Annotated in this window: 32 protein-coding genes and 1 riboswitch; of the genes, 7 read left to right on the forward strand and 25 right to left on the reverse strand. The window is 73.8% G+C overall.

What is annotated here, in order from left to right; genetic code table 11:
• Window positions 1-16: 16 nt before the first annotated feature.
• Complete coding sequence (locus tag EFE23_RS04895; RefSeq protein ID WP_123239678.1) at window positions 17-520, reverse strand: MarR family winged helix-turn-helix transcriptional regulator; 504 nt, start codon at window positions 518-520, stop codon at window positions 17-19.
• Window positions 521-570: 50 nt separating this feature from the next.
• Here EFE23_RS04895 and pip point away from each other — a divergent pair, with 50 nt between their 5' ends.
• Window positions 571-1,518 carry a prolyl aminopeptidase gene (gene pip / locus EFE23_RS04900; RefSeq protein ID WP_123239679.1) on the forward strand — a complete coding sequence of 316 codons (948 nt, stop codon included), beginning with the start codon at window positions 571-573 and terminating at the stop codon, window positions 1,516-1,518.
• 6 nt (window positions 1,519-1,524) lie between these two features.
• Here the strand turns inward: pip and EFE23_RS04905 are convergent, their stop codons facing one another.
• Together EFE23_RS04905 and EFE23_RS04910 are read right to left on the reverse strand one after the other, a co-directional pair.
• Window positions 1,525-2,493, reverse strand: coding sequence for an AraC-like ligand-binding domain-containing protein (locus EFE23_RS04905; RefSeq protein ID WP_123239680.1), 969 nt, complete (start codon window positions 2,491-2,493; stop codon window positions 1,525-1,527).
• Window positions 2,494-2,546: 53 nt separating this feature from the next.
• Entirely contained in the window at window positions 2,547-3,743 is a 1,197-nt protein-coding gene (locus EFE23_RS04910; RefSeq protein WP_123239681.1) for a chorismate-binding protein, read from the reverse strand.
• A gap of 123 nt (window positions 3,744-3,866) precedes the next feature.
• Here EFE23_RS04910 and EFE23_RS04915 point away from each other — a divergent pair, with 123 nt between their 5' ends.
• On the forward strand, window positions 3,867-4,067 hold the full coding sequence (locus EFE23_RS04915; RefSeq protein ID WP_123239682.1) for a DUF5999 family protein: 201 nt from the start codon (window positions 3,867-3,869) through the stop codon (window positions 4,065-4,067).
• 151 nt (window positions 4,068-4,218) lie between these two features.
• Here the strand turns inward: EFE23_RS04915 and gcvP are convergent, their stop codons facing one another.
• Entirely contained in the window at window positions 4,219-7,041 is a 2,823-nt protein-coding gene (gcvP, locus tag EFE23_RS04920; protein ID WP_123239683.1) for an aminomethyl-transferring glycine dehydrogenase, read from the reverse strand.
• Window positions 7,042-7,115: 74 nt separating this feature from the next.
• Window positions 7,116-7,215, reverse strand: a riboswitch (glycine riboswitch).
• Window positions 7,216-7,270: 55 nt separating this feature from the next.
• On the reverse strand, window positions 7,271-8,152 hold the full coding sequence (locus tag EFE23_RS04925) for an NAD-dependent protein deacetylase (RefSeq protein WP_123239684.1): 882 nt from the start codon (window positions 8,150-8,152) through the stop codon (window positions 7,271-7,273).
• Between the two features lie 121 nt (window positions 8,153-8,273).
• Here EFE23_RS04925 and EFE23_RS04930 point away from each other — a divergent pair, with 121 nt between their 5' ends.
• Entirely contained in the window at window positions 8,274-8,930 is a 657-nt protein-coding gene (locus EFE23_RS04930; RefSeq protein ID WP_123239685.1) for an NAD(P)H-binding protein, read from the forward strand.
• Between the two features lie 45 nt (window positions 8,931-8,975).
• Here the strand turns inward: EFE23_RS04930 and EFE23_RS04935 are convergent, their stop codons facing one another.
• The 15 genes from EFE23_RS04935 to EFE23_RS05005 form a co-directional block, all read right to left on the reverse strand.
• A complete protein-coding gene (locus EFE23_RS04935) occupies window positions 8,976-9,659 on the reverse strand; it encodes a DivIVA domain-containing protein (protein ID WP_123239686.1) in 684 nt (227 codons plus the stop codon).
• Window positions 9,656-10,822 (reverse strand): globin domain-containing protein, encoded by a 1,167-nt coding sequence (locus tag EFE23_RS04940; protein WP_123239687.1) that lies wholly within the window; start codon window positions 10,820-10,822, stop codon window positions 9,656-9,658. Before EFE23_RS04940 ends, EFE23_RS04935 begins: the two co-directional genes overlap by 4 nt.
• 2 nt (window positions 10,823-10,824) lie before the next feature.
• The gene (locus EFE23_RS04945; protein ID WP_123239688.1) at window positions 10,825-11,214 is read right to left on the reverse strand and encodes a group I truncated hemoglobin; all 390 of its coding nucleotides are present in this window, start codon (window positions 11,212-11,214) and stop codon (window positions 10,825-10,827) included.
• Between the two features lie 488 nt (window positions 11,215-11,702).
• Window positions 11,703-12,299 (reverse strand): MerR family transcriptional regulator, encoded by a 597-nt coding sequence (locus EFE23_RS04950; protein ID WP_204334673.1) that lies wholly within the window; start codon window positions 12,297-12,299, stop codon window positions 11,703-11,705.
• Between the two features lie 162 nt (window positions 12,300-12,461).
• Window positions 12,462-12,926, reverse strand: coding sequence for a bifunctional nuclease family protein (locus tag EFE23_RS04955; RefSeq protein ID WP_073833177.1), 465 nt, complete (start codon window positions 12,924-12,926; stop codon window positions 12,462-12,464).
• A 213-nt stretch (window positions 12,927-13,139) separates the two neighbouring features.
• On the reverse strand, window positions 13,140-13,841 hold the full coding sequence (ftsR, locus tag EFE23_RS04960) for a transcriptional regulator FtsR (RefSeq protein WP_199736932.1): 702 nt from the start codon (window positions 13,839-13,841) through the stop codon (window positions 13,140-13,142).
• Window positions 13,842-13,891: 50 nt separating this feature from the next.
• Window positions 13,892-14,344: an oxoglutarate dehydrogenase inhibitor Odhl gene (gene odhI / locus EFE23_RS04965; protein WP_007071101.1), complete on the reverse strand. Its 453-nt coding sequence runs from the start codon at window positions 14,342-14,344 to the stop codon at window positions 13,892-13,894.
• A 217-nt stretch (window positions 14,345-14,561) separates the two neighbouring features.
• Window positions 14,562-14,942, reverse strand: a complete 381-nt coding sequence (gene gcvH, locus EFE23_RS04970; protein ID WP_123239691.1) for a glycine cleavage system protein GcvH — start codon at window positions 14,940-14,942, stop codon at window positions 14,562-14,564.
• Between the two features lie 57 nt (window positions 14,943-14,999).
• Entirely contained in the window at window positions 15,000-15,929 is a 930-nt protein-coding gene (locus tag EFE23_RS04975) for a DUF881 domain-containing protein (protein WP_123239692.1), read from the reverse strand.
• 11 nt (window positions 15,930-15,940) lie between these two features.
• Complete coding sequence (locus EFE23_RS04980; RefSeq protein ID WP_007071104.1) at window positions 15,941-16,273, reverse strand: small basic family protein; 333 nt, start codon at window positions 16,271-16,273, stop codon at window positions 15,941-15,943.
• Complete coding sequence (locus tag EFE23_RS04985) at window positions 16,270-17,214, reverse strand: DUF881 domain-containing protein (RefSeq protein ID WP_123239693.1); 945 nt, start codon at window positions 17,212-17,214, stop codon at window positions 16,270-16,272. The genes EFE23_RS04980 and EFE23_RS04985 overlap by 4 nt, the downstream gene beginning before the upstream one ends.
• Window positions 17,211-17,846 carry a cardiolipin synthase ClsA gene (clsA, locus tag EFE23_RS04990; RefSeq protein ID WP_123239694.1) on the reverse strand — a complete coding sequence of 212 codons (636 nt, stop codon included), beginning with the start codon at window positions 17,844-17,846 and terminating at the stop codon, window positions 17,211-17,213. Before clsA ends, EFE23_RS04985 begins: the two co-directional genes overlap by 4 nt.
• A 294-nt stretch (window positions 17,847-18,140) precedes the next feature.
• Window positions 18,141-18,605 (reverse strand): MarR family transcriptional regulator, encoded by a 465-nt coding sequence (locus EFE23_RS04995; protein ID WP_123239695.1) that lies wholly within the window; start codon window positions 18,603-18,605, stop codon window positions 18,141-18,143.
• 46 nt (window positions 18,606-18,651) lie between these two features.
• Window positions 18,652-19,845 (reverse strand): PP2C family protein-serine/threonine phosphatase, encoded by a 1,194-nt coding sequence (locus EFE23_RS05000; protein WP_373683954.1) that lies wholly within the window; start codon window positions 19,843-19,845, stop codon window positions 18,652-18,654.
• Window positions 19,846-20,012: 167 nt separating this feature from the next.
• Window positions 20,013-20,759, reverse strand: coding sequence for an SAM-dependent methyltransferase (locus tag EFE23_RS05005; protein WP_123239697.1), 747 nt, complete (start codon window positions 20,757-20,759; stop codon window positions 20,013-20,015).
• A gap of 126 nt (window positions 20,760-20,885) precedes the next feature.
• On the opposite strand from EFE23_RS05005, the gene EFE23_RS05010 reads away from it, so the two are divergent.
• The 3 genes from EFE23_RS05010 to EFE23_RS05020 all read left to right on the forward strand — a co-directional run bounded on the left by EFE23_RS05010 (window position 20,886) and on the right by EFE23_RS05020 (window position 22,513).
• Window positions 20,886-21,767, forward strand: coding sequence for a universal stress protein (locus EFE23_RS05010; RefSeq protein ID WP_123239698.1), 882 nt, complete (start codon window positions 20,886-20,888; stop codon window positions 21,765-21,767).
• 63 nt (window positions 21,768-21,830) lie between these two features.
• Complete coding sequence (locus EFE23_RS05015) at window positions 21,831-22,040, forward strand: phosphatidylethanolamine-binding protein (RefSeq protein WP_073833194.1); 210 nt, start codon at window positions 21,831-21,833, stop codon at window positions 22,038-22,040.
• Entirely contained in the window at window positions 22,037-22,513 is a 477-nt protein-coding gene (locus tag EFE23_RS05020; protein WP_123239699.1) for a hypothetical protein, read from the forward strand. The genes EFE23_RS05015 and EFE23_RS05020 overlap by 4 nt, the downstream gene beginning before the upstream one ends.
• Here the strand turns inward: EFE23_RS05020 and EFE23_RS05025 are convergent.
• Window positions 22,510-22,728, reverse strand: coding sequence for a hypothetical protein (locus tag EFE23_RS05025; RefSeq protein WP_123239700.1), 219 nt, complete (start codon window positions 22,726-22,728; stop codon window positions 22,510-22,512). The two genes, EFE23_RS05020 and EFE23_RS05025, sit on opposite strands and share 4 nt — an antisense overlap.
• 127 nt (window positions 22,729-22,855) lie before the next feature.
• Between EFE23_RS05025 and EFE23_RS05030 the strand changes: the two genes are divergently transcribed.
• Window positions 22,856-23,509, forward strand: a complete 654-nt coding sequence (locus tag EFE23_RS05030; protein WP_123239701.1) for a hypothetical protein — start codon at window positions 22,856-22,858, stop codon at window positions 23,507-23,509.
• A 13-nt stretch (window positions 23,510-23,522) separates the two neighbouring features.
• Here the strand turns inward: EFE23_RS05030 and EFE23_RS05035 are convergent, their stop codons facing one another.
• From EFE23_RS05035 to EFE23_RS05050, 4 genes are all read right to left on the reverse strand, one after another.
• Window positions 23,523-23,705, reverse strand: a complete 183-nt coding sequence (locus EFE23_RS05035) for a hypothetical protein (RefSeq protein ID WP_123239712.1) — start codon at window positions 23,703-23,705, stop codon at window positions 23,523-23,525.
• Between the two features lie 72 nt (window positions 23,706-23,777).
• On the reverse strand, window positions 23,778-25,055 hold the full coding sequence (locus EFE23_RS05040) for a hemolysin family protein (protein ID WP_123239702.1): 1,278 nt from the start codon (window positions 25,053-25,055) through the stop codon (window positions 23,778-23,780).
• A complete protein-coding gene (locus tag EFE23_RS05045; protein WP_123239703.1) occupies window positions 25,055-25,252 on the reverse strand; it encodes a hypothetical protein in 198 nt (65 codons plus the stop codon). Before EFE23_RS05045 ends, EFE23_RS05040 begins: the two co-directional genes overlap by 1 nt.
• Window positions 25,253-25,298: 46 nt before the next feature.
• Window positions 25,299-25,970 (reverse strand): SelB domain-containing protein (locus tag EFE23_RS05050; protein ID WP_204348474.1); only part of this gene is annotated, 672 nt, incomplete at its 5' end.

Below are 25,970 nucleotides of genomic sequence, written 5' to 3' on the forward strand. Positions count from 1 at the left end.
TGGTCGCACCCGCCGGTCAACCGGGCGGGGCGCCCGTCGCCCGGCCCGGGGCCAGACCGGTGTCGGCGATCCGGTCGCGCAGCGGACGGCGGCGCAGCGCGGCCAGGACCGCGTACAGCTCGTCGGCCAGGGGTACGGGCAGTTCGGCGTCGAGCCGCCGCATGGCGGTGGTGGTGGCCGCCCACTCGGCCTCGATCACCGGCCGCAGCGCGTCGGCCCGGTCGGTGAGGCTGACGATGCGTTGGCGGGCGTCGGCGCCAGGGCTGAGGGTGACCAGGCCGGCGCGGCTCATCTGGGCGACGGTCTGGCTGGCCGCGGAGTGGGTGACGCCGACCCGGGCGGCGAGGTCGCGGATGGCCAGCGGCCCGTCGGCGAGCAGCACCCGGACCAGGGGCGAGAAGCGGGGCCGGTAGTCGGCCAGGTCGAGATCGGCGTAGACGGCGGCGACGTCGCCGTCGAGCAGTTCGAGGACGTGGCGCAGCAGGGTGCCGAGGGCCTCGCGGTCGGGGGCGGCGGTCACGTCCGCTAATGTAACAGCGCTGTTGTATCTCGTGGACGGGGAGGGTCCTGATGTATCCACCGATCGAGCCGTACGCCCACGGCCTGCTCGACGTCGGCGACGGCCAGCGGATCTACTGGGAGACCTGCGGCAACCCCGACGGCCGGCCGGCCCTGGCGGTGCACGGCGGCCCCGGCTCCGGCGCCACCGCGTTCTGGCGGCGGCTGTTCGACCCGGCCGCCTACCGCATCGTCCTGTTCGACCAGCGCGGCTGCGGCCGCAGCACCCCGCACGCCAGCGACCCGGCGGTGGACCTGTCGGTGAACACCACCGCACACCTGCTGGCCGACATGGAACGGCTGCGCGAGCACCTGGGCATCGGGCGGTGGCTGCTCTGCGGCGCCTCCTGGGGCTCCTCGCTGTCTCTCGCCTACGCCCAGCGCCACCCGGACCGGGTCAGCGCGCTGGCGCTGTTCAGCGTGGTCGCCAACACCCGCCGCGAGATCGACTGGGTGACCCGGGACATGGGGCGGATCTTCCCGCAGGAATGGGCCCGGTTCCGCGACGGCGTACCCGAGGCCGACCGGGACGGCGACCTGCCCACCGCGTACGCCCGGCTGGTCAACGACCCCGACCCGGCCGTGCGGGAGCGGGCCGAGATCGACTGGTGCGACTGGGAGGACGTGCACGTCTCCCTGGCCGGCGGGTTCAAGCCCAGCCCCCGCTACGCCGACCCGGTGTTCCGGGCCGCCTTCGTCCGGATCGTCACCCACTACTGGAGCAACCTCGGGTTCATGCCGGACGGGCAACTGCTGCGCGACGCCGGCAAGCTCGCCGGCATCCCCGGGGTGCTGGTGCAGGGGCGCCTGGACGTCAGCGGCCCGCCGGACATCGCCTGGCAGCTCACCCGGGACTGGCCGGACGCCCGGCTGGAGATCGTCGAGTCCGGCGGCCACGGCAGCGGCCACGGGGTCGGTGAGCGGGTCGTCGCCGCCCTGGACGCCTTCGCCCGCGGCTGACCCGGCTCAGCCGCCGGCCCGCCAGTCCCGGGGCGAGCACCCGTACGCGGCCCGGAACGCCCGGCTGAAGTGGGCCTTGTCGGGGAAGCCCCAGCGGGCCGCGACGGTCTGCACCGGCTCGTCGGCCAGCAGCGGGTCGCGCAGGTCCCGGCGGCAGCGCTCCAGCCGACGGGAGCGGATCAGCGCCGCCACGCCGGTCGACTCGCCGGCGAAGAGCCGCTGCAGCGTGCGCGGCGAGACGTGGTGGGCGTCGGCGACCGCCTGCGGGGTCAGCGCGGGATCGTCGAGGTGCCGGTCGACGAAGGCGAGGACCTGCTCGCGCAGCGCCTGCCGGCGTACCTCCGGCGGCAGGGCGGCCTCCGCGTCGAGGTGCTGGGCGAGGGTGGCGGCGGTCAGGTCGAGGACCACCGCGCCGAGCAACCCGGCGTCGCCCGGGTCGTACTGCTCGGGGCAGGTGGCGATGCGCCGCACGTACCGGGCCAGCAGGACCCCCATCCCCCGGTCGGTGGGGATCCGGGCGGCCAGCACCCGGCGGAGCCGGTCCGGGGGCAGCGGCAGATCCCGGTGCGCGATCTGCACGGTGATGGTGGCGGCCAGGCCCGGCCCGACCGTGGTGTGCGTGGCCACGTGCGGTCGCGAGGTGTCCAGGAAGGTGAACTCCGCGGCGTTCATCTGCGCCTCCCGGCGGTCCTGGCTCAGCGCGCTGCGCCCGCACACGGGCAGCGCCAGCTGGTAGAGGTCGGCCTCGGTGCGGCGGATCAGCCGGGCCGGGCGGGTGGAGTTCAGCGACGGGTAGCGCAGCGCGGCCAGCCGCACCGGGCCGAGGTCGATGGCGCGCGCGTACGCGACGAAGTCGTCCAGGTGGGCGCTGCTGATGTGCGCCGGCGCGGTCTCCTGCGCCACCAGCTGGTGCCAGAACGCGAACCGGTCGGACGGGGGCAGCAGCGTGGTGTCCACCACGTGGTTGGCCAGCATCCCGCCACCTCCACCCGTCCACGATCCGGGGTGATTGTGGCAGAGTTTCGCATTCAGCCGGCGGCGAGCAGGGCGCGCAGCGGGGCGGCCTTCGCGGCGGCCTCGGCCACCTCGGCGGCCGGGTCGCTGCCCCAGGTGATGCCGCCGCCGGCCCACAGGTGCAGCCGCTCGGCGTCGGCCGCCGCGGTCCGGATGGTCAGCCCCAGGTCGATCCGCCCCGGGCCGACCCAGCCCAGCGCGCCCATGCTGGCGCCCCGGCCGACCGGCTCCAGCGCGGCGACCTGCGCCAGCGCGGCGAGCTTCGGCGCGCCGGTCACCGAGCCGCCCGGGCAGACCGCGCGCAGCAGCGCCGCCAGGCCCAGCCCGTCGGCGGGCGCCGCGGACACCGTCGACTCGGCCTGCCACAGGTCGCACCACCGGCGTACGGCGAACAGGTCGTCGACCCGCACCGAGCCGGTACGGGCCACCCGGGCCAGGTCGTTGCGTTCCAGGTCGACGATCATCACGTGCTCGGCGCGTTCCTTGGCGGAGGCGAGCAGTTCCCGCCGCCCGGCCTCGGTGGCCGGGCGGGTGCCCTTGATCGGCCGGGTGACCAGGCGGCCGCCCTCGAGGGCGATGAGGGTCTCCGGGGAGGCGCAGCCGACCGCCCAGCCGAGCCCGGCGAGGGTGCCGCCGTAGCGGGCGCCGGGCAGGGCGGCCAGCCGGGCCAGGGCGGGCAGCGGGTCCCCCGTGTACGTGGCGGCGGCGTGGCCGACCAGGTTGACCTGGTAGACGTCGCCGCGGCCGATGGCGGCGCGGACGGCCTGCACGGCGTCGGCGTGGGCTTCGGGGGTCCAGCTGTCCCGCCACCGGCCCAGCCACCAGCCGCCGGGTGCGCGGTCGGGGGCCGGGGTGGCCGGCCGGTCGGTGTGGTCGTAGACGACCACCACCAGGTCGGGCAGCGCCGGCACCGGGGTGGGGGCACCCGGTGGGCCGCCGGCGGTGCGGGCCCCGGCGGCGGCGGACAGGTACAGGGCCGCGCCGCACACGCCGTCGGCGGCGTGGCGGGCGGGTCGGGACACGTCCCGCAGGTCGACGCCGTGCTCGGCCAGGAACTCCTCGGCCAGGGCGGCCGGGTCGCCGCCGTCGGCGGCCCACCACTGCAGTCGGGCCCGTTCGGTGAGCCGGTCCCGGCACCCGGCGGGTGCCGCCGGAACGTCGACCAACCTCATTGGGAGCGCTTCCACGCCGTCTGGACCGTTCTCGCTCATCCGTTCAGCCCATTCTGGGGGAACAAGCCGGAACCTTGCTCGATGACGCGCGGTTCCGCTTGGTACTGTGCGTCACTGGTCATGTGAACCATGACACAGTGCCCCCACAGTCCGGAGAACCCGATGTGCCAGCACCAACCCACCTGCCCCTCCGCTGAGGCGACCGACCGAGAAGCCGCCCGCGTCATCGCCTGCTTTCCTGAGCAGGGGTGGAGCCTGCTCTGCAACGGTGTGATCGTTTTCGAGGACACCGGAGAACTGCTCCCCGACGGCAGCAGCATCGCCCCGCACCGCGGCCCCGCCCGACACGCCCTCGTCGCCTGATTCCACCACGCTGCGTGACCGCAGCGTGGCGTCGTCGACTCCAGGTCGGCGCGTCTGAACAGCGCGCCGCGACCTGGAGCCGCCTCGCCCCACCCGCCCACGTCGGCGGCGCGCCGGGGCGGCCGACGACCGCCCCGACCCGCACGCACCGTCAATTCTCGAACGCCTCCGGCGCCGGACACGAGCAGACCAGGTTCCGGTCGCCGTACGCGCCGTCGATCCGCCGCACCGGCGGCCAGTACTTCCCCGCCCGGTCCACCCCGGCCGGGTACGCCCCCACCGACCGCGGGTACGCGTGCGGCCACTGGTCGCCCGACACCATCGCCGCGGTGTGCGGGGCGTTGGACAGCGGATTGTCCCCGGCCGGCCACTCCCCCGACCCCACCTTGTCGATCTCCGCCCGGATCGCGATCATCGCGTCGCAGAACCGGTCCAGCTCGGCCAGGTCCTCGCTCTCCGTCGGCTCCACCATCAGCGTCCCCGCCACCGGGAACGACATCGTCGGCGCGTGGAACCCGTAGTCGATCAGCCGCTTGGCCACGTCGTCGACGCTCACCCCGGTCGCCTTGGTCAACGGCCGCAGGTCCAGGATGCACTCGTGCGCCACCAGGCCCTTGTTGCCGGCGTACAGCACCGGGAAGTGCTGCCGCAGCCGCGCCGCCACGTAGTTCGCCGCCAGCACCGCCACCCCGGTCGCCCGGGCCAGCCCCGAGGCCCCCATCATCCGCAGGTACGCCCACGGGATCGGCAGGATCCCCGCCGACCCGTACCGGGCCGCCGAGATCGCCGGCGCCCCGTCGCCGCGCGCCCCGACCGGGTCACCGGGCAGGAACGGCGCCAGATGGGCACGCACCGCCACCGGACCGACGCCCGGGCCACCGCCGCCGTGCGGGATGCAGAACGTCTTGTGCAGGTTCAGGTGCGACACGTCCGCCCCGAACTTGCCCGGCTTGGCGAACCCGACCAGGGCGTTGAGGTTCGCCCCGTCGACGTACACCTGACCGCCGGCGTCGTGCACCTTCGCGCACAGCTGCGCGATGCCCGTCTCGTACACCCCGTGCGTCGACGGGTACGTCACCATGATCGCCGCGAGGGCGTCGCGGTGCTTGTCGATCTTCGCGTCGAGGTCGACCAGGTCGACGTTGCCGTCCGCGTCGCAGCCGACCACGACCACCCGCATGCCGGCCATCACCGCCGACGCCGCGTTGGTGCCGTGCGCCGACGACGGGATCAGGCACACGTCCCGGTGCCCCTCGCCGCGGGAGCGGTGGTAGGCGCGGATCGCCAGCAGCCCGGCCAGCTCACCCTGCGACCCGGCGTTGGGCTGCACGCTGACCGCGTCGTAGCCGGTCACCTCGGCCAGCCAGCCCTCCAGCTGCCCGATCAGCTCCCGGTACCCGGCGGTCTGCTCGGCCGGGGCGAACGGGTGCAGGTGGGCGAACTCGGGCCAGGTGATCGCCTCCATCTCCGTGGTGGCGTTCAGCTTCATCGTGCACGACCCGAGCGGGATCATGCCCCGGTCCAGGGCGTAGTCGAAGTCGGCCAGCCGGCGCAGGTAGCGCAGCATCGCCGTCTCGGAGTGATGGCTGCGGAACACCGGGTGGGTGAGGAAATCGCTGCTGCGGGCCAGCCCCGCCGGCAGCGCCTCGTCCACCTCCCCGTCGACCCCGTCGACGCCGAAGGCCGCCCACACCGCCGCCAGGTGCGCCTCGGTGGTCGTCTCGTCACAGGAGATGCCCACCCGGTCGGCGTCGACCAGCCGCAGGTTGACCTGCCGCGCCGCGGCGGCGGCCACCACGTCGGCGGCCCGCCCCGGCACGGTCGCGGTGACGGTGTCGAAGAACGCGACGTCCGTGACGCTCACGCCGCCAGCGCGCAGCCCGGCCGCGAGCCGCGCCGCCATGCCGTGGGTACGCCGGGCGATCTCCCGCAGCCCGTCCGGGCCGTGGTAGACGGCGTACATGCCGGCCATCACGGCCAGCAGCACCTGCGCGGTGCAGATGTTGCTGGTCGCCTTCTCCCGCCGGATGTGCTGCTCGCGGGTCTGCAACGCCAGCCGGTACGCCGGGTTGCCGTCGGCGTCCCGGGACACCCCGACCAGCCGGCCCGGCAGCATCCGCTCCAGGCCGGCGCGGACCGCCAGGTAGCCGGCGTGCGGGCCACCGAAGCCCATCGGCACCCCGAACCGCTGGGTGGTGCCGGCGGCGATGTCGGCGCCGATCTCGCCCGGCGGGCGCAGCAGCGTCAGCGCCAGCAGGTCCGCCGCCACGGTGACCAGAGCCCCGGCGGCGTGCGCGGCCTCGACCAGGCCGGTGTGCTCACGCACCGCCCCGGACGCCCCCGGGTACTGCAGGTGCAGGCCGAAGAACTCCCCCGGCAGCTCCTCGGTGTCCAGGTCCAGCACCCGCACGTCGATGCCGAGCGGCTCGGCCCGGCTGGCGATCACCGAGATGGTCTGCGGCAGGGTGTCCGCGTCGACGACGTACACGGTGCTCCTGCTCTTGCCGGCGCGGCGGGCGAGGGTCATCGCCTCGGCCGCGGCGGTGCCCTCGTCGAGCATGGAGGCGTTGGCGGTGGCCAGCCCGGTCAGGTCGGTGACCATGGTCTGGAAGTTCAGCAGCGCCTCCAGCCGCCCCTGGCTGATCTCCGGCTGGTACGGCGTGTACGCGGTGTACCAGGCCGGGTTCTCCAGCACGTTGCGGCGGATCACCCCAGGGGTGTGGGTGCCGTGGTAGCCCAGGCCGATCATGGACACGGCGACGGTGTTGCGGGCGGCCAGGGCCCGCAGCTCGGCCAGCGCCTCCCGCTCGCCGGCCGGAGCGGGCAGGTCGAGGGTGCCGTGCCAGCGGATCACCTCGGGGATCGCGGCGTCCATCAGCTCGTCGATGGAGCTGTAGCCGACGGTCTCCAGCATGCGGCGCTCATCGTCCGGGCCGGGGCCGATGTGCCGGTCGGCGAACTGCTCTGCGGTCATGCGCTGCGCTCCTTGTGGGGGCGAGGTCGACGGGTCGGCCTCCCCCTGAGTCACGCATGACGCGCTCCACAGCGCCTGCCCACGCGGTCCTTTTGCCTGAGAGGTTCCGGGGAGGAAGCTGCCCCTTCGGCGCCGCCCGGGGTGTGTCCGGGCGGTCTCTCCCGCGTGGGTGGTACCGGCATGGTCAACGCTACCAGCGACCATGTTTCCGGCTCATGTCCTACCCCGGCTACACGGCGGCCGGCTGCACCCCCGCCGCGGCGGCGCCGGCGTCCACCGGCGGCCGGGCGGCGAGCCGGTCGGCCAGGTCGGTCAGCACCCGGCCCAGCGGCGCGTCCAGGGTGAGGGTGGCGTGCCCGTCGCCGCGGGTGGGGCCCTGGTTGACGATCGCCACGGGGATGCCGCGCTTCGCCGCGCGGATGACGAACCGCCGTCCCGACATGACGGTCAGGGACGAGCCGAGCACGAGCAGCGCCCGGGCCCGCTCGACCAGGGCGAAACAGTCGGCGACCCGGGGCGCGGGCACCGTCTCGCCGAAGAACACCACATCCGGCTTCAGCGTGCCGGTGCCGCAGATGCCGCAGTCGACGGCACGGAACCGGGCCACCGCCGCGTCGGGCAGCTCGACGTCGCCGTCGGGGTTGACCTGCCCGATGTGCGCGTCGAAGCCTGGATTGGCCTCGGCCAGCCGCCGGTCCAGCTCCTCCCGGGAGGTGAGGTTGCCGCAGTCCAGGCAGGTCACCTCGTCGAGCCGGCCGTGCAACTCGATCACCCCGCTGGCCCCGGCCGCGGTGTGCAGCCCGTCGACGTTCTGGGTGATGATCCCGGCGAGCAGGCCGGCGCGCTGCAGCCGCGCCACCGCCAGATGCCCGGCGTTGGGCGCGGCCCGGGCGATCATCCGCCACCCCAGGTGGCTGCGCGCCCAGTAGCGCCGCCGGGCGTCCGGGTCGCGGGTGAACGCCTGGTACGTCATCGGGGTGTGCCGGCGGGCCGCGCCGCTGGGCCCCCGGTAGTCCGGGATGCCCGACTCGGTGGACAGCCCCGCGCCGCTGAGCACCACCACACCCCCGCCGCCGACCAGCCGGGCCAACCTGTCGGACGTCTCCGTCACCCGTCCATGCTGCCCCAACCGCCCACCCGCCGCCCACCCGGCCGCCGTGCCGCCACCCCAGGTGCAGGATCGGCCGCCCGAAGCCGGCGGCGGGCGGGCCGCGGCGGGCTAGGTTGGAAAAATGCGGGTCGTCATCGCCGGAGGACACGGCAAGATCGCCAAACTGCTGGAACGGGAACTCGCCGGGCGCGGCGACACCGCCGTCGGGTTGATCCGCAACCCCGACCACGCGGCCGCGCTGCGCGCCGCCGGCGCGCAACCGGTCGTCTGCGACCTGGAACACACCGACGTCGACACCGTCGCCGCCCACCTGGCCGGCGCCGACGCGGTGGTGTTCGCCGCCGGCGCCGGGCCCGGCAGCGGCGCCGCCCGCAAGGACACCGTCGACCGGGCCGCCGCCGTGCTGCTCGCCGACGCCGCCCAGGCCGCCGGGGTACGCCGCTACCTGCTGGTCTCCTCCATGGGCGTGGACGCCCCGCCCAGCCCCGGCCGGGACGAGGTGTGGGCGGCGTACCTGGCGGCGAAGAAGGCCGCCGAGCAGGACGTCACCGGCCGGGACCTCGACGTGACGGTGCTGCGGCCCGGCCGGCTCACCGACGACGAACCCGTCGGCCGGATCACCCTCGACCGGCACGCGCCCGCCGGGCCGGTGACCCGCGCCGACGTGGCCCGCGTGCTACTCGCCCTGCTCTACGCCCCCGGCAGCGCCGGGCTGACCCTGGAACTGGTCGGCGGGGAAACTCCGATCGCCGACGCCGTCGCCGCCGTCGCCCGCTGACCGGTCGGCCCGCCGGAGATCCCCGACGGGCCGACCGACGTCGGATCAGCGTTGGTGGCGGGGCAGCGCCGCCTGCTGCTGGCCGGCGCCCACCGGCGCCACCTCGCGGGCGATCCGCTCCATCGTGCGCGCCAACTGCTCACTGCCGTCGTCCAGGTGCCGCGCCGCCGCCCGCATGTGCGAGATCATCATCTCGCCGAAGATGCGCAGCGCCTCCCGCGTCGCCACCGACTCGTCGAAGTCCGGGCCGGCGGTGCTGCGGTACTGCGCCACCGCCCGCTCGGCCTCCTGCTTCGCCTCCTCCGCCGCGGCACGCATGTAGCTCTCGTACTGCATCTGGGCGTACTCGGCGACCCGACGGGCGTAGTCGTGCGCCTGGGCGATGATCTGCTCCGCCTCCCGCTGCGCCGCCGACAGCAGGTTGACCTCCTTGGCCGCCGGCAACGTCGCGGTCGGGTCGGTGCTCGGGATCACCCCGTGCCGGTGCAGCTCCAGATGGTCCTGCAGCCGTTCGGTCTCCGCCCGCAGGTTCGCGATCTGCGTGGCCAGCAGATCCAGCTCGTCGGCCACCTGCAGCTTGAACCGGTCCACATCGGCGTGGTCGTAGCCGCGCCGGGTGAACGACGTGCTGCCGAACTCCCACCGCCGGACCCGGTCCGCGGTCAGGCGCACCTGCACACCGCCGGAGAACTGTCCACCCTCGTACCTGCTGATCGGGGTCGCGCTCACCGGACACCTCCGGAATCGTCAGGGGCGGTCGCGGTCCGCCAGGCCGGCCCGTACCAGTGCTTGCCGAAACCCTCGTGGTGCACCTGATCGGCGTGGTAGCCGGCCTGGGTCAGCGCCGACAGCGAGTGGCTCACCATCTCGTCGGAACCACACACGTACACGTGCCGGGACCGCCAGTCCCCGTCCGCCAGGGCCCGGTCCGCGACCTGAGCGAACTCGCCCGGACGCAGCGGATCCATCCCGACCACCTGCGTCACCGTCAACCACGGGTACGACGCGGCCAGCTTGTCGATCGCGTCGGTGTCGTAGAACTCCATCCGGGACCGGGCGGCCACGTACAGGTCCACCCGACGGCCCGAGCCCTCGGCCGCGACCTGCTCGACCAGGGCCTTCACCGGCGCCCAGCCGGTGCCGCTGGCCAGCAGCAGCAGATCCGACGACCCGGCCGGCCACAACGTCAACCGGTCACCCACCGGCGAGGCCAGGTGGATCTGGTCACCGACCGCGCACCCGTACACCAGCCGCGACGACACCACACCACCCGGCGTCGCCCGCACATGCAGCTCCAGCGTCCCGTCCGGACGCGGCGCGTTCGCCGGCGAGTAGTACCGCCACGTCCGCGCCGCCGGATGCGACACCCCGATCGACTGCCCGGGCGTGAACGGCAGCAGATACTGCGGCCGCACCGTCAGCACCGCCACGTCGAACGTCCGCCGCTCGTGCGCGAGGATCTCGGCCACCCACCACGGCGGGGACACCGACTCCGCGGACTGCGCCGCCTCGATCATCACCTGCGAGACCAGCCCGTACGCGGCCGTCCAGTCCGCGGCCAACTCCTCGGTCCACTCCTCGGCCAGGAAATGCCGCAACGTGGCCACCAGCGCCTCACCGACCGCCGGATAGTGCTCGGGGCGCACCGCGAACTTGCGGTGGTCGGCGCCGAGTTCCTGCAGGAACCCCACGAGCCGGTCCACCTGGTCCACATGCGACACGATGTGCCCCAACGCGCCCACCAGACGATCCCGCTGACCGGCCATGTTCGTGGGGAACATCTGCCGCGTCTCCGGGTACGCCAGGAACAGCGTCGAATAGAAGTAGAGCGGCACCTGGTCGCCGTGCGCGGCGACCAGGGACCAACTCCGCTTGAGCCTTGCCGCGTCCACGCTCAGGCGTTCCCCACGGACACGACCTGGTCCCGCACCTGACCCAGCACGACCTGCACGTCGGCGATGATGTCCCCCGGCACACCCAGCTCGGACAGCGTCGCGGTCAGGTGCTCACCGACCAGCGCGTAGTGCGCCGGCGGAATGCTCAGCGGCTTGTGCGCCTCGGCCAGCCCACGGCCGGCGTACTCGTTCGGGCCGCCGAGCACCACGGCCAGCATCAGCGCGAGGTGGCGGCGCTGCTCGGGCATGTTCACGTCGGTGAAGTAGCCGGCCAGCTCCGGGTCGGCCAGCACCTTGTCGTAGAACAGCTCCACCGCCGCCTTCACGGCCGCGGCGCCACCGATGCGCTCGTAATGGGACGTCGGAGTGGTCTCTTCCGTCACCGTCATCGTCGTTTCCTTCCGGAGAGGGGTACGCGGCCGGGACCGCGGAGGGGTAACGGCAGCCGGCGCGCGCCGCACGGCGATCCCCGGACGGCCACGCGCAAGCGACCGTGTCGGACCATAGCGTGCCCGCCGGAACGGTTCAGCCCTGCCCTATCCGATTCTCGACAACTGTCAACTACGGACAGTCAACATTCAAGGCGCCGCCGGTCGCGTCCCGCGCACAGCCGGCGACGCTACGTGGCAGCCTCGCCCCGGCCCACCCCGGCCAGGTCCTTTTCGGACATCGACGGGCCCGCCGCCCACCTCGCCCCCGACCCCGCCCCCGACCTGCGCACACTCACCGGACCCGAACAGCGGCCCGGACCCCCGCGGCGGAACCTGCCAGCCACCGGCGACAGCCGCCACCGGCGCACACGTCCAGTAACCAAAAAGTGGACCACGACCTACCCCTTTTCGGGTGCGTCGCGGTCCACGGAACGGACGACAGACGATCAGCCGGCCCGGCGACGCGCCCGGCGCGCCGCCAACTCGTCCCCCACCGACTCCGCCGCCTCCACCGGCTCGGCGGCCGGGGCCGCCGGCTCCTGCCCACCCACCGGCTCCGCCGGCAGATGCGACAGCGAACCCTGGATCTCCTTGAACGCGCCACCGATCGCGATGCCGAACACCCCCTGGCCGCCCTGCAACAGGTCGACCACCTCCTCCGGCGACCGGCACTCGTACACCGTCGTCCCGTCGGAGATCAACGTGATGCCCGCCAGATCCTCCACCCCACGCGACCGCAACGCCTCGATCGCCTTACGGATGTTCTGCAACGACACCCCGGCGTCCAGCAGCCGCTTCACAACCTTCAACACCACCAGGTCACGGAAGGAGTACAGCCGCGACGTCCCCGAACCCGACGCGTCCCGCACACTCGGCACCACCAGACCCGTCCGGGCCCAGTAGTCCAACTGCCGGTAGCTGATCCCCACCGCCGAACAGGCGGTCACCCCCCGGTAACCCACCTCGCCGTCACCGACCGGCTCGGGCGCCACACCCGGCTGCTGCTGTTCCGAACTCGGACCAGGATCTCGCGGCTCGTGCATCCGGACAACCTCCCCGCCCGTGCGGTGACACGCCGGCTCCCCGTACGCGCACCCCTCGACACCGCAACCCTATAGCGGCCCGCGGCGCTCACCGAGCAGGAAGCACCACGACACGCCGCGCAGCCACCGAGAAGATCACCAGCACCGACCGACCGACGCCGCTCAGCCCGCGAAGTCCTCCGGACGCACCTGCTCCAGGAACTCCCGGAACTTCTCCACCTCGTCCTCCTGCTCGTCCGGGATCACGATCCCCGCCTCACTGAGGACCTGCTCCGCACAACGAATCGGCGCCCCCACCCGCAACGCCAACGCGATGGAATCGCTCGGCCGCGCCGACACCCGCACCCCGTCACCGATCAACAGATCGGCGTAGAAGACGTTCTCCTTCAGCTCGGTGATCTCCACCGCCCGCAACGGCGCCTGCAGCGCCGCCAACACGTCCCGCAACAGATCATGCGTCAACGGCCGCGCCGGCTTGACCCCCTGCTGCTCGTAGGCGATCGCCGTAGCCTCGACCGCGCCGATCCAGATCGGCAGATAGCGGTCCCCCTCAACCTCCCGCAGCAGGACGATCGGCTGGTTGCTGGGCAGCTCCACCCGAACTCCGACCACGCTCAGCTCGCGCACCGCCGCCTCCGTGTCGTCGTCGCCTAACGCACCGCGCCCTTCCCTGCACGGTACACGGACCGCGTCACGAGAGTCCCATGCGCTACGTGCCCCACGCCCCGCCGGAAAGGGGGTTACCCCGGCAAGCCTACGACACGCTTCCCGCAAGAGATCTTTCCGCGCCCACCGACGGCAGAGGCCGGGCGCCCCCAACGACACCCGGCCCCACACACCTCAACGACCCAACGTCGACCGCAGCCCCACCCGCACCAGAGCCGCGTGCAACTGCTGCGACAACGCCACCAACTCCCGCGCCGTCTCCGCCGCCCGGGCCCGCGCCGCAGGATCACTCTGCCGCGCCAACGGAGCCACCAACTGCGCGAACAGACCGACCTCCCGATCCGCCGCCGTCCGATACCCCCGCAGATGCCGCGGCTGGATTCCATACGCCGCCAACCCCGCCACCGCCCGCGCGATGATCAACGCATCCGCGTCGTACCACCCCGGCGGATCGGACACCAGCACACCGAGCCGCTCCAACTCCACCAACGTCGACTCGTCGATCCCACTGCGGGAAACCAGATCGGCCCGCCCCAGCCGCACCTCCGACGACTCGGCGGACTCCTCCACCTCCCGACCCGGGACCTCACCACCGGGACCCACCGCCACCAACGCCGGCCGCTGCCGCCCCGGCGCCGCACCCGACGCGTCCCACTCCGCCAACTGGTCACGGATCACCCGCAACGGCAGATACTGGTCCCGCTGCGCGGACAACACGAACCGCAACCGCGCCACATCGTCCCAGCCGTACTTCCGATAACCCGCCGGCGTCCGCTGCGGCTCCACCAGGCCCTCGGCCTCCAGAAACCGCAACTTCGAGATCGTGACGTCCGGGAACTCCACCCGCAGCTGCGCCAACACCTCACCGATACTCATCAGCGGGGTCGAACGCGCCGCCCCGGGCGGCGTCGAAGCCGCAGGCTCGTTCACCCCCGGCCGGCCTCCTCCTCCGGACGCGGACCGGCGATGAACACCACCCGGAACTTACCGATCTGCACCTCGTCACCATTGCTCAACGTGGCCGCCTCGACCCGCTCCCGGTTCACATACGTCCCGTTCAGGCTGCCCACGTCCCGCACCGTGAACGTGCCACCATCCCGGTGGAACTCGGCGTGCCGCCGAGAAACCGTCACGTCATCGAGGAAAATGTCACTGTCCGGATGCCGCCCACTCGTCGTCACATCGTGGTCCAGCAAGAACCGGGCACCCGCATTCGGACCCCGACGAACCACCAGCAGCGCCATACCCGGCGGCAGCGAACCGGACATCCGGCTCGGCACCACATCGGTGTCCGGCCCCTCCAGCACTTCGTCGAGCGAACCGAGATTGAGCGTCGAAGTGACGTCGAGCGGGGGGAACTCGTCGTCTGGCCGCGTCATGGGGACCACCTCACGGATCTGTTTCGGTCGGCGTCGGGGTAATGGCGGGTCTGGCCGCCGGGTCAGACACACCCGGCGGCTGGCTCCCCGTGCCCGGGAAGGCGCATTCCACAACGCTCAACTATTGGGTTCTCGGTCGACTGGGCGAGCCTAGCCAGCGCCGAAATGCAGGGCAACCGGACGCGCGGAGACAGCACCCGCGCCCGGCACGACAAACTCAGCTCTCAGTGAGCTCGCGATACGCACCAGCGGTCAGCAGACCCTCAACCGCCGCCGGATCATCCGGGGTGATCTCCAACAACCACCCCGCACCGTACGGATCCGTGTTGATCACCTCAGGAGTGTCGGCCAACGCCTCATTGCGCGCCGCCACCGTCCCACTCACCGGCGCGTAGATCTCCGACACGCTCTTGGTCGACTCGATCTCACCCAGCGGCTCACCCGCCGCCACCACCGCACCCGCGTCCGGCAACTGCACGAACACGATGTCACCCAGGGCGTCCTGCGCGAAGTGCGTGATACCGACCCGAACGGCGCCGCCATCACCACCGGCCACCCACTCGTGCTCGGCGGTGTACCGCAGATCCTCAGGAATCACCAGCTGCGTCCTTCATCCATCGGTGCACCGGCGGGAAACCGGCGCGGCCGCGACCGGTCAGGAAACCGGCCGGGCGTGATCCAGCTTGATCGGCGCGTGCAGCTGCGAAACCTCCACAGCCTCACGATCCTCAAGCGTCACGTTACCGCCGTCATCCCGCACCGACGCGACCACCCCGCCGGGAATGTTCAACGCCGTACGCATCGTCGCCGGATCCCCGATCACCGTGATCGTGTACGGACCACTCAACCGCCGCCCGTCCACCACCAGACCACCACCGGCGTCCACGAAATACGTCGACGCGATGACCCGCACCGCCGAGCCGTCCGACCCCGCGATCTGCATCGCCTCCGCGCCCGCGCCCCGCAACTCCTGCACCGCGTCCAGGATCCGCGCCGACGAGAGCTCCTTGCCCGGCGGCGCCTCGAACCGCACCAGCAGACCCGGACCCACCGCCGGCAACGTACCGGCCAGGATCCCCAGCTCGTCCGCCCGCCGAGTCGCCTCCTCCAGCGCCGCCTCGCGGCCCTGCGCACCCGAGCGCAACTGACGCTGGCTCTCCTCCAACGCCTCGATGTCCTGCCGCAGCCGCCGCTCCCGCGAATCCAGATCCGACGAGATCCGCACCAGGTCCTCCTCCCGCGTCGCCGCGAGCGTCGGATCCGTCGACGTCGTCTTCAACTGCACCACCAGGGTGAACCCCAGCAACGCCAACAACACCGCGATCATCGCCCCGGCCGACGACCACCGCCGCGACGCCGGCACCGGCTTCGCCTGCGGCTCGTCACCCGCCGACTCCTCCACCGGCGGCACCTCCGGCTCCGGCTCCCGCTCGGCCGGCTCCGGCTCGACCGGCGCCAACGGACTCAACTCGTCCGGATCGGGCGCGTCCGGGCGCGGATCCGGCTCACCCGCCGGACCCGTCGGCCGCCCCGGCCCCGCCGGCCTCGGCCAACCCGTCCCCGTCTCCCTGTGCTCCTCGCTCATCGCCTGCCAACCTACGCCCGGAACAGGTGCCGGCGGATCGCCGCCACGTTTCCGAAGATGCGCACCCCCAGCACGACCACCACACCGGTGGACAACTGGCCACCCACCCCGAGCTGATCACCCAGGTACACGATCAGGCCCGCCACCAGCACGTTCGAGATGAACGACACCACGAACTGCTTGTCGTCGAAGATCCGGTCGAGCTTCGCCCGCACCCCACCGAACACCGCGTCCAACGCCGCCACCACGGCGATCGGCAGGTACGGCTGCAACGCCGCGGGCACCGTCGGGTCCAGATACACCCCGAGCACCACACCGGCGAGCAACGCCAGCACCGCGATCATCGGCCACCTCCGGAGGGGCTGGAAGAGGTCCCCGAGCCGGACGGCCCGGGACTGGTCGAACCGACGGCACCCGAACCCGACGGAGACGGGCTCGGACTCACCGAGGGCTCGGCGTAGCGTAGCCGCGGCTGCGGCGCGGCCGGCAGCGTGAGATTGTCGGCGTCCTTCACCCCGAACGACAACCCGTTCCTCCGGGACACCGTCCGCATCAGGTCCGCCGCCGAACTCTCGTCGAAGCGGTCCCGCATCGACCCCGGACCGATCGCCGACACCTCGTACGGGCCCGTCACCGGCCGGTAGTCCACCAGGATCGCCTCACCCGCCGACCGGATCGTCGACGTCGCCGTCAACCGCTGCCCGTTGATCGCGATCGCCTCCGCACCCGCCGCCCACAGGGCGTTCGCCACCTTCTGCAGGTCGGAGTACAACACCCTGGACGGGCCCGCGTCCGCCCCCGTCACCGCGTCCTTGTCCCCCGCCGCGTCGGCCAACCGCACCACCACACCGTCACCGCGCACCCGCCCCAGGCCGGTGCCCGCCTCCAGGTTCCGCAACCGGGACGCCTGCGAGCCGCCCAGCGCCGCGTCCCGCTGCCGGCTCACCTCCTCGCGCAACTGGTCCGCGCGCGCGGTCAACCGGTCCGTCTCGGCCTCACGCTGCTTGATCTCGGCGACCAGACCCGCCCGGGCCTTGGCCCGACCCGGCTCCTCCGCCATCGTCTCCCGGTACGCCACCGCGAACAGGAACCCGATCACCACGATCACCACCAGGCTCACCGGGCGCCCCAACAGCTGCCGCACCCGCGACGGTCGCACCGTCCGCCGCCGGGCCGCCGCGTCGGCGTACCCCGGATCGAGGGGGTTGCGGAACAGCTCGGTGAGGAAGTCCGGGGCGTACACCCGCGCCGACGGGTCCCCGCCGTCCCGGTTCGGGGCGCTCATGCCGCCACCCCGGCCCGCCGGTCCCGCATCGCCCGCACCAGGCGGCTGGCCTGCACCACGTACATCGCCCCGGCCACCCAGTAGAGCACCAGGCCCCACCAGGCCAGGCCCCAACCGATCGCGCCGGCCACGGTGGCCGCGCCCGGCGCGGCGGCGGCCAGCAGCAGGATCGGGAACGCCGCCAGCAAGAGGAACGTGGCGGTCTTGCCCACGTAGTGCACCGGCGGCGGGCCGTACCCGTGGCGGCGCAGCACCCCCAGCGACCCGAGCAGCAACAGCTCGCGGGCCAGCAGCGCCGCGGTGAACTGCCACGGCACCACGTCCCGCGCGGTGAACGCCAGCAGCGTGGCCAGGATGTAGAGCCGATCGGCGAGTGGGTCGAGCAACTCCCCGAGGCGGCTGACCTGCTGCATCCGGCGCGCCACCCAGCCGTCCACCCAGTCGCTGGTGCCACCGATCGCCAGGACCACGATCGCCGCGACGTCCGCGCGCACCACCAGGAAGAGATAGAGGAACAGCGGCACGCCGACGAGCCGGACGAAGCTGATCAGGTTGGGCAGGGTGAGTACCCGGTCCCCCACGACCGCCGTCGTACCGGTCGGGTGCTCCGACGGAGCCGGCCGACGCGACACCGAACCTCCCTCTGCAGCACGCTCCGGCGGCCGACCGTGATCGGTCGCTCCTCCAGGCTCGTGCGCGTTGCCGGCCGGTCTGCGCCGGCACCCTCCCCGATGCGGCCGATGATCCAGTGGATCTCGGGCCCGCCAGTTGCGCTGCCACTATATCGGGCTCCGCTGGCCGGTCCCGGGGCCTGCTTTCCGCGTCGGGGCGTTCGGTGTGTGTGCGCCGCCACACGACCTGTAAGGCATCCTAGGACACTAGTGGGACGCCTGGGCTGGTGCGGCCGTGGCCGGCGTGCGAGTTGTTCAGGCCGTACGGGCCGTGGAGTCGGCGTCGGCAGGAGCGGTCATGGCGGCGGCCTGGCTGAACGCCAGCAGCGCCAGCAGCAGTTCGTGCTGCACCCGATTGGGCATCCGGTCCAGCACCGCCTGCACCGCCTGGTGCCGCCGCTCCTTCAACTCCCGCAGCAGGGTCTCCGCGGCGGCGGTGGGCACCAGGCGCACCTCACGCCGGTCGCGCGGGTCGGCCACCCGGCGCAGCAGGCCGACCGCCTCCAGCCGGTCGCAGAGCCGGCTCGCCGAGGAGGGCACGACGTCCAGCAGCTCGGCCAGGCGGTTCACGTTGCTGCGCGGGTGGGCGATGATCAGCGAGAGCACCCGCAGCTGGGTCGGAGAGACGACGTTGTGCCCCGAGGTGGCGGAGTCGAGCACACCGATGAGCGCGTCGGCAGCCGCATCGATGGCTGCGGCAAGATTCGGAGGTCGCTCCACCCGCTGTCCCCTGGGCTCGTCCCGCTCGTGTTTCCCGCCGGTCCGGTTACCGCCCGCTCGCGACGTCGACCGGGCTGGAACCGCGCCAGTCCAGGCAGACGACGACCGCGTCGTCGCGGAGATCCGCGTCGGCGTGGTACGCGTGCAGTTCGCGCATCACCGTACCAACTGCTTCGGTCGCCGGCTGCAACCGAGTGGACCGCATCGCGCGCGCCATGGCCCTTTCTCCATAGGGCTCCTGGGCATCCGGCCGCGCCGCGTACACCCCGTCGCTCACCACGAACAGCCGGTCCCCCGGCTCGACGGTGAACTCCTGCACGTCGTACCGGGTCTCGGCGAACATGCCCAGCGGCAGCTGCTGCTCCAGCGCGATCGGGCTGACCGTGCCGCCGCGCAGCCGCAGCACGTGCGGTGAGCCGGCGTCCACCGCCCGCACCACCCCGCGCCGGGTGTCCAGCTCCAGCAGCAGCGTCGCCACGTGCCGGCTCCCCCGGTGCTGGTAGAAGATCGTGTCCGAGGCCAGCTCGGCCTGCTCCACCAGGCTCCCGCCCGAACGCCGGGCGTTGCGCATCGCGTTCACCGTGACCGCGGTGAGCAGCGAGGCGGCCAAGCCGCTGCCCGCGCCGTTGAGCACCGTCAGGGTGAGCCGGTCCCCGTCGACCGACCAGTCGAAGTGGTCGCCACCCACCGTGTACGCCGGTTCGAGCTGCCCCGCCAGCACGAAGTCGCCGTGCGTGACGCTGCGGCCGGGCAGCAGGTCCCACTGCATCTCGGCGGCCATGCTGAGCCGTTCCCGCCGGCGGGCCCGCCGGTAGCGGTCGGTCTCCCGATCGGCGGCGCGCAGCGCCACCGCCAGCTCGTCCGCGACCTCCCGCACCGCCTCGACGGTCGCCGCTTCCGGGGTCCCCGGCAACTCGACCAGCAGCACCCCGAGCCGTTCCCCCCAGACCGACAGCGGCAGGTAGGCCCGGCAGCGGCCGTTCTCGCCGCTGTCGAGCACCGGTTGCTGGCTGCTGAAACAGCGCTGCGCCACGCCCTGGCCGGTCAGCGAGCCGCCGTCGGGCAGGTCCGGATCGAGCACCGGCCACAGGCCGCTGAACCGGTAGTCTGCGATGAAGAGCTCGGTCCGTACGGCGCCGAGCGCCGTACGCAGCGCCCCGTCGGCGGTCTCCGCCAACTGGTCGGGTGGCGCCGCGCGCAGTGCGCGCGCCACCTGTCCGGGCCCGTGCGGCATGCTCATCCTCCGAGGACGACTATTGCTGTAGGGCAAGCATCATAGCCTCTCGGATGACCCCGCCTTGATCCACTCGACCGGCCGCAGAGGACGAGCCCCTGCCGGACCCCGCGACCTGCGGCAGGGCGGGTCGATCACGCCTGGCGGGTGGCCGGACGGACGGTCAGGAGGGCTCAGGTCAGCGGTTTGGTGGCCACCGCGCCGTAGAAGGCGTCCGGCACCTGCTCCGGCGTGCCCGCCGGCCGCCACCGGGCGACCGGCACGATGCCGTCGGCCGTCGGCTGCCAGCGCCCGAGCAGCGGGGCGAACGCCGCGGGCGGGCGCATCCGGAACGCCGGCCCCATCATGGCCAGCGCCTCCGGGTACGCCGCCAACTCCTCGCTGTCGAAGTCGACGGCCAGGAAGCTGCCCGGGGCGACCGCCTCGTACAGCTCGTCGAGCGTGCGCGCCAGGGTGGCGTCGTCCAGGAAGGCCGCCAGCCCGAGGAAGACCACCCCGACCGGCCGCCTCCCCCAGCCCGGCACGAACCGGTGCAGTTGGGCCGGGTCGACGGTGCCGATGTCGGTGGCGTCGCCGAAGCCGTACCCGGCCCGGTCGCTCCCGGCGAGCAGGCGCTGGCCGAGCCGGACGGTCACCGGGTCGACGTCGGTGTAGAGCACGGTGGCGTCCGGGGCGGCCTCGTGCACGTTGCCCCGGGTGGGCACCCCGGCGCCGAACACCAGGAAGCCGTCCACTCCGGCGTCGGCGATCGACCGGACGGCCCGGCCGAGGAAGTCGCGCAGCGACCGGAAGATCGCCCCGCACGGGCCGTACGCGCCCTCGAAGGCCCGGGCCGCGGCGACGTCGACCGGGTGGTGGTGCTCGCCGCCGAGCCAGAAGTCGATCATGCGGGCGGTGCTCGGCTGGTCGGGCTCGGCCATCGACGAGGCTCCCCTCCTCCGGCGATGGGGGCCAGCGTACCGACGGGCCGGCTGCGGCGGTATCGCCCCGACGACGCCGTGGCGGCCGGGATACTGACCGCGGGCGGACGGCCAGGGAGGTACGGGGTGAACTCGGCGAACGGCGCGGCGGTGGTGGTCGGCGTGGACGGCTCGGAGCCGGCGCTGCGGGCCGTCCGCCTGGCGGCCGGCGAGGCCGCCCGACGGCACCGGCCGCTGCGGGTGGTGCACGGGTTCATCTGGCCGCTGCTGCGCGTACCCCTGGGCGCGCCGGCCGAGGGGCCGCCCGGCGGCGGCCTGCGCCACCAGGCCCAGGAGATCGTCGCCGCGGCGGTCGCCGAGGCGGAGGCGGCGGTGCCGGGGGTGCGGGTCTCCGGGGAGATCATCGACGGCGAGGCGGCCGCGGCGCTGCTCGGCGAGGCGTCCACCGCCACCATGATCGTGGTCGGCGACCGGGGGCTGGGCGGGTTCGCCGCCCTGGTGGTCGGCTCGGTGGCGATCCAGGTCGCCGCGTACGCCGACTGCCCGGTGCTGGTGGCCCGCGGCGAGCAGCGCGCGGCGGGCCCGGTGGTGGTCGGGGTGGACGGCTCGGCGCGGTCCCGGGCGGCGGTGGAGTTCGCCGCCGAGGAGGCGGCCGTCCGGGGCGCCCGGCTGCACGCCGTGCACGCCTACACCCACCCAGCCTCCACCGGGCCCGGCGACATGCAGCCGCTGGTCTACGAGGAGGGCCAGCTGCGCGGCGAGGAGGACCGGATTCTGGCCGAGTCGCTCACCGGGCTGGGCGAGCGGTGGCCGGAGGTGCCGGTGACCCGGGAGGTGGTGCACGGCCGGCCCGCCGGCGTGCTCGCCGAGGCGTCCCGCACCGCCCAACTGGTCGTGGTCGGCGCGCAGGGCCGCAGCGAGCTGGCCGGGCTGCTCCTCGGTTCGGTGAGCCAGGCGGTGCTGCACCACGCCGACTGCCCGGTCGCGGTGGTGCGCTCGCCGGGCTGAACGGTTGACCGCGTCTCCGGCGGGTAGACGGCCGGGAAGCCACTGCGACCGGAGGAGGCAGGGATGCCAGGACCACGGCCGGGCAGCAACGCGTACGACAAGGAGCGGGCGCGCCTGCGCGATCTGATCGAGAATTCCGGGCGCGCCGCCGACCAGGAGGCGAACCAGGTCGCGAACCGGATCCTGCAGGACGACCGCGGCCAGCGCGGCATCGTCCGGGGCGAGCGGACGTTCGGCCCCAAGGGCGAACGCGAACCGGGCGACCCGAAGTGAGGGCCGCCCCGGTCGTCGACGGCGCCATCGCCGGCGCCGTCGGCAGCGCCGCGCTGAACATCGTCAGCTACCTCGACATCGCGGTCCGGGCCCGCCCGGCGAGCAGCACGCCGGAACAGACCGCCGGCCGCCTCGCCGACCTCGCCCACGTCGACCTCGGCCCCGAGGACCAGGCGGCCAACCGCCGCTCGGGCCTGGGGCCGGTGGTCGGCTACGGGCTCGGCATCGCCGCGGGAGCGCTGTTCGGCGCGCTGGCCGCCCGGCGCCGGATTCCGCTGCCGGTGGCCGTCGGCCTGCTCGGTGGCGGGGTGATGGCGTCCTCGGACGGGTCGTTGGCGGCGCTGCGGATCAGCGACCCGCGCACCTGGCGGCGGGCCGACTGGGTGGCCGACATCGTGCCGCACCTGGCGTACGGAATGGCGGCCGCAGCCACCTGGCGGAGGCTGCGGCCGCCGTCGCGGCGGGGCCGTTAGCCCTGCCGCCCGCTCTCGTCGTCGGCCACCGACCGGCCCGCCCGGCCGTACGGCGACACCTGGCCCTTGGGGACCGGCCGCCCGACGTCGGCGTTCGAGGTGCCGCCCTTGCCGTGCGGGCCCCTGCTCCCGCTCTGGGGAATGAGTTCCCGGCTGTCCTGGCTGGTGGCGCCCTTGTCGTTGCGGCGCAGTTCCTCCTGCTGCGGCTTGACCACAGGTCTCTCCCTCCGCGTGGAGCACGCGACGTGGGCCGCGTACCTGAGCCGGGTACCCGCCGCCGCCGGACGCATTCCGGCACGCGGACCGGCGTCTGGACCGGGGCCCGGCGGGTACCCCGACGGGATGCCGAACGACCGGAACGTGGCCCGGGTGCTGCTGGACCGGCAGGGCCGCACATACGCCGAGGAGGCCGGGATCGCGCTCGCCGACCGGCCGGGGCCGCTCTACCAGCTGCTGGTGCTCACCACGCTGCTGAGCACCCGGATCCGGGCCTCGGTGGCGCTCGCCGCGGCCCGTGAGCTGTTCACCGCCGGCTACCGCACCCCGCAGGCGATGGAGGCGGCGAGCTGGCAGGACCGGGTCGACGCGCTGGGCCGCGGCCACTACCGACGCTACGACGAGCGGACCGCCACCATGCTCGGCACCGGCGCCCGGCTCTGCCTGGACCGTTGGCACGGCGACCTGCGACGGATGCACAAGGAGGCGGACGGCGACCGGAGCGTGCTGCGCCGGCTGCTCACCGAGTTTCCCGGCATCGGGCCGACCGGAGCGGACATCTTCCTGCGGGAGGCGCAGACCGTGTGGCCGGACGTGCGCCCGTACGCCGACCGGCGGGCCCTGGCCGGGGCGCGCCGGTTGGGCCTGCCGGCGAACCCGAGCGGGCTGGCCGGGCTGGTCGGCGAGGGCGAGTTCGGGCGGTTGGCGTCGGCGCTGGTCCGGGTCGCGCTCGGCGAGGAGTCGGCGGGCGAGGTGAGCCGCACGGCCGCCGCCCGCTGAGCGCCGCACCGCGTCACTTGGGGGCGGCCGGCTTGGTCAGGTTCCAGGCCAGCGCGGCGGCGAGCAGAGCGAGCAGCACGACACCGCCGGAGATGCCGCCCTCCCCACCGTTCTGCCGGTTTCCGGTGGCACCGAAGTAGATGACGGCGAGCCCGGCGAGCACCGTGACGAACGTGCGGAATCCTCGGTCCTTCACGCCCCGGACGGTACGACCGTTCCGCACCGGTTCGTGGCTTTTCGTGGCAGGTTCCCCCGTTCGGGGCGGGTGTCACTCCTCCGGGCAGCCCGCGGCGGGGCCGCGCAGCCGTACCCGGCGGATCGCCCGATCCGCCACCTCGACCACCTCGACGGTGAGCCCGGGCAGGCGGACCCGCTCCCCCGGGCCGGTGGGCACCCGGCCCAGGCCGGCCAGGACCAGCCCGGCCACGGTGGTGTACTCCCGGGACAGCGGGAAGCTGACCCGGACCCCGACGTCGGGCAGGTCATAGAGCGGGAAGTCCCCCGGCAGGAGCAGGGCACCGTCCGGCTCCCGGGCCGCCCGGCGCACCTCCGGATCGGTCTCGTCGTACAGCTCCCCGACGACCTCCTCGAGCAGGTCCTCCATGGTGATCAGCCCGTCGATGCCGCCGTACTCGTCGACCACCAGGGCGAGCTGCTCGTGCCGCTGGCGCAGTTGGCGCATGGCGTCGGCGACGGGCAGGGTGGCCGGCAGCAGCAGCGGCGGGCGGCTGCGCTGCCCGGTGCTGGCCCCGTCGGCGTCGACCAGATCGCGGATGTGCACCACCCCCCGGACGTCGTCCAGGCCGCCGGGGCCGACCACCGGCGCGCGGGAGCGCCCCACCGCGGCCAGCCGGCGGATCGCCTCGGTCGCCGGCAGCGACGCCGGCAGGACCGTCACGTCCCGGCGGGTCACGAGGATCTCCCGCAGGGTACGGCCGGCGATGTCGAACGCCCCGGCGAGGATCTCCCGCTGCTGCGCCGACAGCCCCCGCTGGCTGACCAGCAGCTCACGCAACTCCTCCTCGGTCATCTCCTGCCGGCTCGCCCGGGGATCCCCGCCGGCCAGCCGGACCAGCACGTCGGTGGCCCGGCTCAGCAGCCACACCGCCGGCCGGGACAACCGGGCCAGCAGGTCCAGCGGCGGGGCGCTGACCAGCGCCCAACGTTCCGCCGACTGCATGGCCAGCCGCTTCGGGACCAGCTCGCCGACGACCAGCGTGACGAAGGTCAGCGCGACGGTCACCAGCAGCACGGCGACCGGATGGGCGGCCCGGCCGAGGAAGCCGAACAGCCCGGCCAGGGGCTGGGCCAGGGACACCGCGGCGGCCGCCGAGGCGAGGAACCCGGCCAGGGTGATGCCGAGCTGGATGGTGGCCAGGAACCGGTTGGGCTCGCGGGCCAGCCGGACCAGCCGGGCCCCGGACCGCCCGGCCCGGGCCAGCCGCCGCAACTGCCCCTCACGCAACGTCACCAGCGCCATCTCGCTGCCGGACAGCGCCGCGTTGACCAGCACCAGGACCAGAACCAGGACGAGCTGGGTGGCCATCAGTCGTTCTCCAGGTCGTCCAGCGAGATCGCGTGGGTCATCAGCCACCGGGCCAGCGCGCCCATCCCGAACAGCCACAGCGGCGCGGATTCGGTCGTCCCGTTCGTGGCGAAGATGGCGAACCGCAGGTCGGGTGCCCGGTACGCCTCGATCCGCCACCGGTGGTTCTTGTCCCGCCAGACCGCGGAAGGGTCCATGGCGTCACCGTAGGTGACCCGGCGCTCCCGCCGACGCCGGTTCGCCTCAGCGGGGCGGGACCACCACCTCGCGGGCGTCGTCGGGGAGCCGGCGGGTGGCGCCGCGCCGGTCCAGCAGCTCCAGCAGCGGCACCGCCACCCGCCGGGTGGTGTCGAGGGCCTGGCGGGCGGCGCTGAGCGTGAACGGCTGCGGCAGCCGGGCGAGTACCCGGACCGCGTCGTCGAGCGCCCCGGGCAGCAGCACCACGTTCTCGGCGAGCCGCAGCAGGGCGCCGGCCCGCACGGCCGCGCCGATCTCGCGGGGCCCGAGACCGAGGTCGGCGAGGCGGTGCGCCTGCGGGGCCTGGAACGGGCGGTCGCCGTACTCGGCGCGGACCCGGGCGACCGCGCGGGCCACCGGTTCCGGCAGCGCGTCGGTCGCGGCGGCGGTGACCCGGCCGGAGCGCAGCCGCAGCGGCGGCCGCAGCAGGGCCTCGACCAGGGCGCGGTCGGGCAGGGCGAGGCGCTGGCGCAGCACGTCGACCGGCACGCCCGCCGCCAGGGGATGCTCGCGGGCGTACCGGGCGACCTCCTCGGTGAGCCGCCCGCCCAGGTTCCGCCAGTGCTCCGGGTCGGCCAGCCAGTCCCCGGCGACCGGGACGGCGCTGACGGTCACCCCCATCCGGGTCAGCTCACCGGCCCGGACCAGGCGCCGGCGGCGCAGCTCACCGGCGAGGTC

The organism is Micromonospora solifontis, from assembly GCF_003725545.1.
Taxonomy (GTDB): Bacteria; Actinomycetota; Actinomycetes; order Mycobacteriales; family Micromonosporaceae; genus Micromonospora; species Micromonospora solifontis.